An 8,626-nucleotide genomic window follows, 5' to 3' on the forward strand; every position below is an offset into this window, starting at 1 on the left:
GCAGCCACGCTCCGGCAGCACTCACCTGCAAAACGCGCTGATGTTAACAGCACGCCTTCATTTCATCTGAAGCAGAACGAGCTATGCACAGCGAAGAAGAGCGAGAATATTGACGCGCAACCTGTCACTTGCCAGGGCACAAATGCCAGCGTTTACCGTCGCTGCGCAGTTGCGTCACGCTCAAGGGATGAATATCGATGGCGTTAAACGCGTGCGGTGGCGCGCCCAAGACAGTGACCACCATCGCGCGGATCACGGCTGAAGACACGATGGCGTAGTGCAGTCCCCGTAGCGCGACGCACTGCGTCAACCATCCCTCACAGCGGGCCATCAACTGCTGGAGAGATTCCCCATCAGGTGGTGCCTCGCCTTTGAGCCAGCGCATAAAAACGTCTGGCTCCTGTGTCATCACGTCCCTGATGGCTAAACCCGACCAGCGACCATAACCAGGTTCCACCAGCGCGGTCACCTGCTCTCCGCTTAGCCCCAACGCCTGGGCCGTCTGGATGCTCGCCACACTCGCCGCAGTCCAGATTTGACTGTAAGGCCCGAACTAAAGACCAGATCAGCGCCAGCGCGCCCCCCATTGCAGCGCTGAACAGGATCATCCCGCTCAACAATCCGGCACCGGACTGGGTCTGGCGACTGAAGACTTCCCCATCAGCCTCATCATGGTGATGACCCTTCTCAGCGCTGGCAGGCAGATGCGGATGAGAAAGTTGTTCTTCGATAGAAATTGCCCGATCGACCTGCGGCTCGCCAAAAATATGTGCAAAACCAAAGGTGATGATGCCCGCCAGAATCCCGGCCATCATGCCCTGCAACAGGAGTTTTCCGGTCATAGACTTATCCTCAGTGGCAGGGGAAACCCAGCAAATGGCGGGCATCATGAATTATGAAAGTTCAGCGGTACGGGTGGCCGGGCTAACCGCCACCGGCACTCGCAATGTTGGGTGTTGATGGCTGTGCGCGGGCGGGCAACTGGCGTTACTCAGTACTACCGGCATGCCGTGCGGCGTATGCAAATACGCCTGACGCCATTCCGAAGCACGTTGTGCAATGTCTGCTTCTTCGGTCATTGCGAGCGACAAAATCAACTTCTCAGCCGCAGACACCCACTGGCGGTAATAAGCATCGTTGATGCTTTCATCCGCCCGTGCCGGTGCGGCTTTGATTTCTCGGCTGAAGACCTCCACCCATGTATTCCAGCTGAACTTTCCCGCCTGATGCAGGTGAACAATCAGCGAGAACACCTGTGCCTGCCACGGATGTTCAAAAGGCGCGCTGTCAGCATCTTGACCGGGGATAACGATCGCGACATCTTTGCTCTTAAGGCCTCCAGATAGTCGTCCCACAAATCAATACGTACCGTATCTTTCGGTGGCGCATCAGCGCCCCACAGTTCGGTGGCGGCAAACCTAACGCTGTAAACATGTTGCGGATGTTCACCCAGCCCATGCGCTACCGTGTCTGGTGTGACAAACACGCCGTGATCAATCTCAATGGTGCCGATTTTCCCGCGCACATAACGTGGCAGTCGGGTATGACCGACAGGGTTAAGGTTCTTCGCCCTGACCTGATCACCAACACGAAATCTGGCGCTCACCTCTTCATTCACCCGAGCTGAAGCGCCGGTATTGACCACGGCCTGCACCATATCTGAACGCAGCGCCGGGTTCATGCGCTCAATCGCATGTCTGAACATCTCGACGTTGAAGTGACCGCCAACAAACAACGAAGCAAATAGCGAGAAAGCCCGGCGCTCCCATTCGTGGTGGAAAGGCGGTTAGTCAGGTTCGGTAATGACAGCACCCCTACCGTGCATGCCGCCCAGATCGTGTATCCCGTTCATCGGTGTCTCCCGTTAATTGCTGCCAGGTTGTAATGCCACGCTGGTGCCAATCATCGCGTCTCGCGTCTCCAGATCGGCCAGTTGATCTTCGCTCCAGCCCTCGGTTCCGGCTGGCCTTTCCGGCAGCACCAGATAACGCAGTTCAGCACTGCTGTCCCACACGCGGATTTCGCGATCTGCACCAATTGTCACCCCGAACTCAGCCAGTACACTTCGCGGGTCGATAACAATGCGTGCGCGGTAAGGCGCGGATTTGTACCATGCCGGAGGCAAACCCAGTGTCGGCCACGGATAGCAGGAACAGAGCGTGCAGCCCGTCACGTTGTGGACCTCCGGGGTATTCTCAACCACCATCATGTCTTCGCCCTGCACGCCAGAAAATCCCAGCTCAGCAATTGGCTGAGCTCCGTCAGCCAACAGACGTGCTTTGTAATCAGGATCACTCCAGGCTTTTGCCACCACCCTGGCACCATTGCGTGGACCGATGCGGTGTTCATAGGTGTCAATCAGCGCATCCATTGCCGCCGGGTCCACCAACCCTTTCTCAACCAACAGCGACTCCAGCGCTTTCACCCGTAAAGCGATCTCCGCCGGGGGTTCGGTATGTTCATGATCATGGTCGTGTGCCATCGTGTTTCGCCGTAATGACAGTGGGTTAATTGCTTACAGCTGTTTCCAGTCACCGCTGGCTTCAAATGCAGCAGCGGCCTGATAAATCGTGCTTTCCGCGTAGTGTCGACCGAACGGCAGCAGAAACTGTGGATCAAGCGTTGCCGTCTCGGTGATTTGCACGGTATGCAATAACCTCAACATGCCGATATCGGACGTGACATTGTAATCAGAACTGACTTTGTCACCGTGAGAGCGGGCCGAGCCGGTGGTGGCGTGTTGGTAATACAACAGACCAACCGTGGTACCGTCGGGGAACTGGCTGTAATCGCCTGGCGCGACTTCAACAGCAAACGCCGATGTCGCAGATAACAGCATACCCAGCAGGCAAAAGCGTAAACCTGGCATAATCATTCCTCGGAAAATGGCGTACAAAGGGGGTCAGCGCACGGCATCACGCGGCATCCCGGTACAGGGATGGCAGTTGATGTACTCAAACGTCTGAAAGCGCGCATCTGAAACCGATACTTCGTGATAGAGCCGGAGTTTTTGCAGTCCGGTCACTACGCGAAAGAAGGTGGTGAAGATGCGCAGATGGGTGGGATGAGATTCCGCCCAGCGCTCAAGTCGATCCAGTGAGCGCCAGAAACCAATATCGTAGGCAACATCCAGCAAGTTACCGTCGATGTCTACGTTGCGCACAAAATGATTGCTGTAGCAGCCGAGCGCCAGCCCTTCATCACGCAGAAATTCCATCCCAGCCTGAAGAGGTGGCAACATTTCGGTGAAATACAGCGCTCGCTCCTGTTCATCTGCCTCCATCCAGTCCTGGCCTGAGCGAATAAGGGTGATGTTGTCATGCCCCTGCACCACTACCCTCCCCCCCACCGCCGGGTTGCCGGAAAGAATTCGGAGTTCGCCATCCGGTTGCAGCCAGTCCGTCTGGGACGCCGGAATGCGGTCGCGTACGGAACCCCAATAACCATGTTCCTGGATTTCGCCACTGAGGTTATCCATCACTGCACCAACACCGGGTAGACCCTCTTTAAACGCGTAAAGCGTCTCGAATGGCTCCGCGCGCGGGGCAATAATCTCGCGAAAATATCCCAGGCCTTCGTGCAGACGATCATCCGATGACCACCAATCGGCTACCTCTGGCTGATGCAGCCAGCGGCAATATGACGCCGGATCGCGCCAGTAACCGACAACAATAAAGTTTCCAACCCCCTGGTTATCGGTGTGAAAGGTCACGTCATGATTAGCGGGGCCGTTGTGCAGGCTGAAACTACGCACCATCTGCTGCATGACATTGATTGCTGCTGCACGTTGTTCTTCACGAAACTGCACGCCCAGATAGGCCATAACCACCTGAGTCAGGCTGGCGTCGGCTCGTCCGGCGAACATCGGGAAAGGCGGTTGATAATCGTCGTGCACCCGACGGGAAAGCGTGCGGGGACATTTAAGATGCGTGTCGATGGCAGATTCCATAATGACGCCCTGGTGAGGCGTTATTGTTGTTAAGAAAAATCATCATCGATATTAAGGAGAAATCGGCGGCTCACCTGATTGTGGTGGACAACATCCTGGTTGTTCTGGACAGGGGGTAAAACACTCGCTGGTGGGATGGTAATGGTGCAGGATTGCCTTAATCTGGCGCACCTTCCATTTTTAACTGGCAGTAACCTACTGATTTAAAAGATACTGCGTAGTTATGGCGCAATTATTGCCTTCAGTCAGAAATGATGAGTTATGACAATTAATTGCCACGATGAGGTGTGATTGTGAACAGTACATTTGCTCCCGATAATGTCCGCTATTCCACCGCACTGGTTGCAGGACCACAGCGCTTTGAGTACTGGAATGATGTGATTCTGCGCCACTGCATCCCCTCTGATGGTAAACCCCTCTCGGGAACCTTTGATGGTGAACTGGGTGTACGTGAGGTTGGACTGGTTGATATTTGCGCCCTCAGTGCCAGCCTGCATTACTGGGAACGCAAGGCAAAACATCTGCGCACCGGGCCAGAGGATGACTTATGGTTGGGCTGTTTTCAGGACGGCTACGGTCAACAGGAACAGGGGGAAGAAAGGCTAACCTCCGCTCAACTAACCTGGTGCTTTACGATGCTGCGCAGACGTTTCGTTTCAGCATTGGCGGCCAAAACAACCACCTCATTCGTATCCCCAGACATTTACTGAGGGGCTAACTACCCGGAGCAGACGCGATGACAGCCACTGTGCTGGATGAGGCACGTCCTGGCATCATTCCGTTACGTGAGATGATCTACCAGGCAGTGCGATCTCCTGAACTTCTCAGCACCCCTCATCTGGCCGGGCGTTTTTCACAAACGCTGCTTGACCTGCTGGTACTCAGCCTGGAACTACAAACGCCGGAAAAAGAGTATGTTGAACGTGATTTGTACGCGAAAATCAGAAATTACATCCGCCGACACCTTACCGATCCAGCTCTGAATCTGGAAACCATTGCCCTCGCCCACCATGTATCGGTGCGCACTGTGACTCGCGCCTATGCCCGGCATCAGAAAACACCGGCGGCGATGAATTACGGTTTCTCTGACTTCTCTCACTTCAGTCATGCTTTTCGCAAAGCCTTCGGCGTTACCCCGCATTCAGTGATGAAACAGCATCGTCAGGATATTCAGGGTTAAAATCCACCGTATAAGTTCCCTTTCAATAACTTGTCATATATAACTCTTCTCGCAACAGGAACGTCATCGTGCGCGTATCCTGCTGATACATAAAAACCATAAGGGAAGGTCATGGACAGAAACACGGTAGTCACGTTATTGAAGTATAAGAAGTGGGCTGATGCGGCCACCCTGAAGTCAATATTCGCTCTCGACGCTTCTGCTGACAGCCAGAAGCGCCATCTGATGCTAAGGTTGATGAACCACATCTACGTGGTCGATATGATTTTTCGCGCCAATATCACCGGCCAGTCACATGGATATACCGCGCTGAATACGCCTGAGACACCATCATGTGACGAACTGGCAGCCAATATGAACGCCTGTACTGACTGGTATATTGAACATATCAGTGCGATGAACGACGCAGATTTTGCCGAGACCATTAACTTCAGATTTGTTGACGGCGGTGACGGCGAAATGAAGGCCATCGATATGATTAACCACGTCCTTTTCCACGGTACCTATCACCGTGGAGCAGTGGGCTGGCTAATATCAGAATGCGGTGGCGTTCCTCCGAAGGATGTCATGACGGTATTTCTACGGGATCATAACCACTGATCACTGAAGGGAGAGTCAAAACAATGCAGAGCCTTGAAATTGTTCCCCGACTGCTCCCTGAAGTGCGTTCAGGGAAGAAGCGCCACACCATCCGCTGGCAGGAACGTGAAATCACGTCTGGCCCGATGTTATATGTGAATGCTGAGGATGTTTCTGACATGGTCATTGTCTGGGTGACGCATGTGGAAACCATGCCACTCTTCTCCGTGGCACAGCATCTTGGCAAAATCCAGGCGTGGCCAGACGATGTGTTACTGGCTGGTATGCGTGAGCACTATCCGGGGATTGAGATGGACTCCATAGTGTCGGTCATCCATCATCTTCCCCCCGTATCAGACTGAACGAGTAATCAGCTCAACAACCTCGAATTCCTGGAAGACCAGTTCCATCGTGGCTGAGAATGTCCCTTCGCGTTCGAAGAAACGTTGATGTTCCTTTTGCCAGTATGCAAGACTCAGATCTCCCTCGCCCTCTTTTGCTGCCAGTTCTGCGCTGACATCTTCAAAACGGAGCAGATGGATGGCGGTAACGCGTATGACACAAACGGCATGCCCCTGACTATCCTCCACCAGGGCATAGGCACCGATTACCGGAAAGCATTCATCTTCTGCACATCCAGCCATTGACCCACAGGTGGCGGTTTTTTTTCCACTCGCCACCAATGCCGCCAGCTCATCCATCATCTCCGGAGAATCGCCAAACGACCACGCTGTGACTGCCGGATACTTTGCTTTGACTTGTTCAGACGCCATCATAATTTCGTCCATTCTTCCCTGGTAATACGAAACATCAGACTGGGGGCGAAACCTTCTGGATCCATCACTTTCTCCAGAAATGTCATGCCGACCTTTTCCAGCACCCGACGTGACGCCAGATGATTCTCGCGAACCACACCCACAATATCCGCTAGCCCGACTTCCTCAAACCCATACTGAATGGCGCGCAGGGAAAGCTCCGTTGCATAACCTTTCCCCCAGGCATCAGGCTCAAATCGATACCCCAGATTGTTGGTATTACTTCCATTAAATTGACTGGCAAACACACCACCAAATCCAATGACTCTGTCAGGATTCGATTTTGCGAAAATGGTCCAGTCACCAAAACCATATTGCTGATATTCAAGCAGGGTACGCTCCAGCACAGCGCGCGCATATTCAATATTCGGATACGGACCGCGCGGATTAAATCTATGCGTTTCGGGGTCACCGTAAATACGGAACAAATCGCCTACATCGTCAGGAGTCGACCTTCTGTATAACAACCTTTCTGATTCCCATTGCATCCTTGTTATCCCTGTACATTTTAAATGTTGTCCACAATCACGGTGCATATCTGACTCAAAACCCTGTGGATAAAACTGACCGGCTCGCTTGTCATGACGCTCAGAGATATGACGGTTACTTACTGACCACCAGGTTTAGTACCCTAACGCGTCACCAGACAGGTCGCAGATGTTTCCTTAATACCGGGTCCAAACATCGCGAACAGCCGTAAGTGTCTGAACCATTCTCCTCCGGTAAACGCAATGCATGACAGCAGGGCGGCGTGGTAATTGCTTTGAGCGACAGGATGCTACAGCGAATTGAGGTAGCATATCTGAATTGCAGTGATGAAAAGAGAAAAATAGATTCTAACATCATCAGTTGATTTGATATGCCCTCAAAATCTGACGGGTGGTAACGCGCAAAATTGGCACGGCGCATTCAGTCTTAAAACATCCACGGACATCCCGTGTCGGGTGTTTCCTTCACGTTTCATTGAACTAATGCAGGGAATTTCAATTTGAAATTTTCAGAAATAATAGATATTAAACAATGAGTTATGCTTAATTTTTTGTAGGGTATTTTTACCCTGTTCAAGGACACATCAATACGTTTGCCGAGAAGCAATAGGAACATAGGAGATACTGCCAGGATAGGACAGCGTCAACGCAGTGACTCTGCTCATTCCATTTCATCCAGATGAGAAAGGGTAGCGTAAATTGCCAATATTGGCTCTTTTCCCGGATTTGACAACGTCTGATGAATATACGTACTGAGGACATGGTAGACACCGTTCAATATTGTGTACCCATCCAAATCGGCCCGGTTTTCAGATCGATGTTCCACATAACGTAGCTGTATCACCATACTTCCAACCTTTCATGCAGCCGCTCAAGCTTGCCCTGCATCTGCGGATGACCGGGCCGTGAATGGTCATAAGCAAGGTCAGCAGGTGGCTGTGTCCTCCGTTCCGGGAAAAATGCCCCTTGAAGTCCTTCTGCCACAGTTGATCCAGCGCGTCGTGATCGAAGTGGCTGACTATGTCGTAAGGTGTTATGCCTCAGTTGTATGTATCAACCATGCTCCAGGTACGTACGATGAAGAGGGGAGGGGGAAAGAATTATCCGTCTGTATAAAGCAGATTATTCAATCAGTTAATGAGTCATGGCAAATGAATGTAAATTTAATGACGCTGCTACGTCATTTCTGAGAATGTTTCGGGGTCTTTCCTGCCGAATTTTCACGTAACGACGTCATTTAAAGAAGCAAAAAACTTACGATTTTGTTCTTCTCTCGTCCTGTCGCTACTGAAATTCGTGTTTCAAGCTTTTCGCAATCAGCTCCAGCATAATTTTCCTGTTTGCTTAAAAGGGACTTAGTATGTACATCACGGCTGCGCTTTCCAGGAGAACAAAGAGGTGAAAGGGAGTGAGCAGGGGTGGTGACAGAATGTTACTCATTGAGATACGGCGATTTATGTCACTGACCGGATACCAAAGCCAGATCATCATTGGTTACCCCAACTCTCAAGCTCTTTTTTACCGATCAAATGGGAATTTCAAATTGAAATTCTTTAACTTTAATGAATTAAATCATATAGTTAATTATAAAATTATGTTGGGATATGATTGTTAT

At 51.7% G+C, this 8,626-nt stretch carries 10 protein-coding genes and 3 pseudogenes; 3 read left to right on the forward strand and 10 right to left on the reverse strand.

Features of this window, described 5'->3' with window-relative positions; genetic code table 11:
- Window positions 1-124: 124 nt before the first annotated feature.
- The 7 genes and pseudogenes from AC6I8N_RS24540 to oxdA form a co-directional block, all read right to left on the reverse strand.
- The gene (locus AC6I8N_RS24540) at window positions 125-517 is read right to left on the reverse strand and encodes a histidine phosphatase family protein (RefSeq protein WP_497831253.1); all 393 of its coding nucleotides are present in this window, start codon (window positions 515-517) and stop codon (window positions 125-127) included.
- A gap of 91 nt (window positions 518-608) precedes the next feature.
- Window positions 609-890 (reverse strand): annotated as a pseudogene (locus AC6I8N_RS24545) (CbtA family protein); the annotation flags it as partial.
- Between the two features lie 3 nt (window positions 891-893).
- On the reverse strand, window positions 894-1,313 hold the full coding sequence (locus tag AC6I8N_RS24550; protein ID WP_497831360.1) for a nitrile hydratase accessory protein: 420 nt from the start codon (window positions 1,311-1,313) through the stop codon (window positions 894-896).
- 17 nt (window positions 1,314-1,330) lie between these two features.
- A pseudogene (locus tag AC6I8N_RS24555) lies at window positions 1,331-1,852 on the reverse strand (nitrile hydratase subunit beta); the annotation flags it as partial.
- A gap of 12 nt (window positions 1,853-1,864) precedes the next feature.
- Window positions 1,865-2,482: a nitrile hydratase subunit alpha gene (gene nthA / locus AC6I8N_RS24560; protein WP_497831254.1), complete on the reverse strand. Its 618-nt coding sequence runs from the start codon at window positions 2,480-2,482 to the stop codon at window positions 1,865-1,867.
- Between the two features lie 33 nt (window positions 2,483-2,515).
- Window positions 2,516-2,869, reverse strand: coding sequence for a hypothetical protein (locus AC6I8N_RS24565; RefSeq protein WP_497831255.1), 354 nt, complete (start codon window positions 2,867-2,869; stop codon window positions 2,516-2,518).
- A gap of 33 nt (window positions 2,870-2,902) precedes the next feature.
- Window positions 2,903-3,949, reverse strand: coding sequence for an aliphatic aldoxime dehydratase (oxdA, locus tag AC6I8N_RS24570; protein WP_497831256.1), 1,047 nt, complete (start codon window positions 3,947-3,949; stop codon window positions 2,903-2,905).
- Window positions 3,950-4,242: 293 nt separating this feature from the next.
- Here oxdA and AC6I8N_RS24575 point away from each other — a divergent pair.
- The 3 genes and pseudogenes from AC6I8N_RS24575 (at window position 4,243) to AC6I8N_RS24585 (ending at window position 6,070) form a co-directional block, all read left to right on the forward strand.
- Window positions 4,243-5,129: pseudogene (locus AC6I8N_RS24575) on the forward strand (AraC-like ligand-binding domain-containing protein).
- A 111-nt stretch (window positions 5,130-5,240) separates the two neighbouring features.
- Window positions 5,241-5,729 carry a DinB family protein gene (locus AC6I8N_RS24580; protein ID WP_497831257.1) on the forward strand — a complete coding sequence of 163 codons (489 nt, stop codon included), beginning with the start codon at window positions 5,241-5,243 and terminating at the stop codon, window positions 5,727-5,729.
- A 23-nt stretch (window positions 5,730-5,752) separates the two neighbouring features.
- Complete coding sequence (locus AC6I8N_RS24585; RefSeq protein WP_497831258.1) at window positions 5,753-6,070, forward strand: ASCH domain-containing protein; 318 nt, start codon at window positions 5,753-5,755, stop codon at window positions 6,068-6,070.
- On the opposite strand, the gene AC6I8N_RS24590 is transcribed toward AC6I8N_RS24585, so the two are convergent.
- From AC6I8N_RS24590 to AC6I8N_RS24600, 3 genes are all read right to left on the reverse strand, one after another.
- Window positions 6,062-6,484: an ASCH domain-containing protein gene (locus tag AC6I8N_RS24590; protein ID WP_497831259.1), complete on the reverse strand. Its 423-nt coding sequence runs from the start codon at window positions 6,482-6,484 to the stop codon at window positions 6,062-6,064. The genes AC6I8N_RS24585 and AC6I8N_RS24590 overlap by 9 nt on opposite strands.
- Window positions 6,481-7,011: a GNAT family N-acetyltransferase gene (locus AC6I8N_RS24595; protein WP_497831260.1), complete on the reverse strand. Its 531-nt coding sequence runs from the start codon at window positions 7,009-7,011 to the stop codon at window positions 6,481-6,483. The genes AC6I8N_RS24590 and AC6I8N_RS24595 overlap by 4 nt, the downstream gene beginning before the upstream one ends.
- 840 nt (window positions 7,012-7,851) lie before the next feature.
- The gene (locus AC6I8N_RS24600) at window positions 7,852-7,995 is read right to left on the reverse strand and encodes a hypothetical protein (RefSeq protein WP_497831261.1); all 144 of its coding nucleotides are present in this window, start codon (window positions 7,993-7,995) and stop codon (window positions 7,852-7,854) included.
- Window positions 7,996-8,626 lie beyond the last annotated feature (631 nt).

Source organism: Pantoea sp. X-Soil-TKNS-1279 (assembly GCF_059730565.1).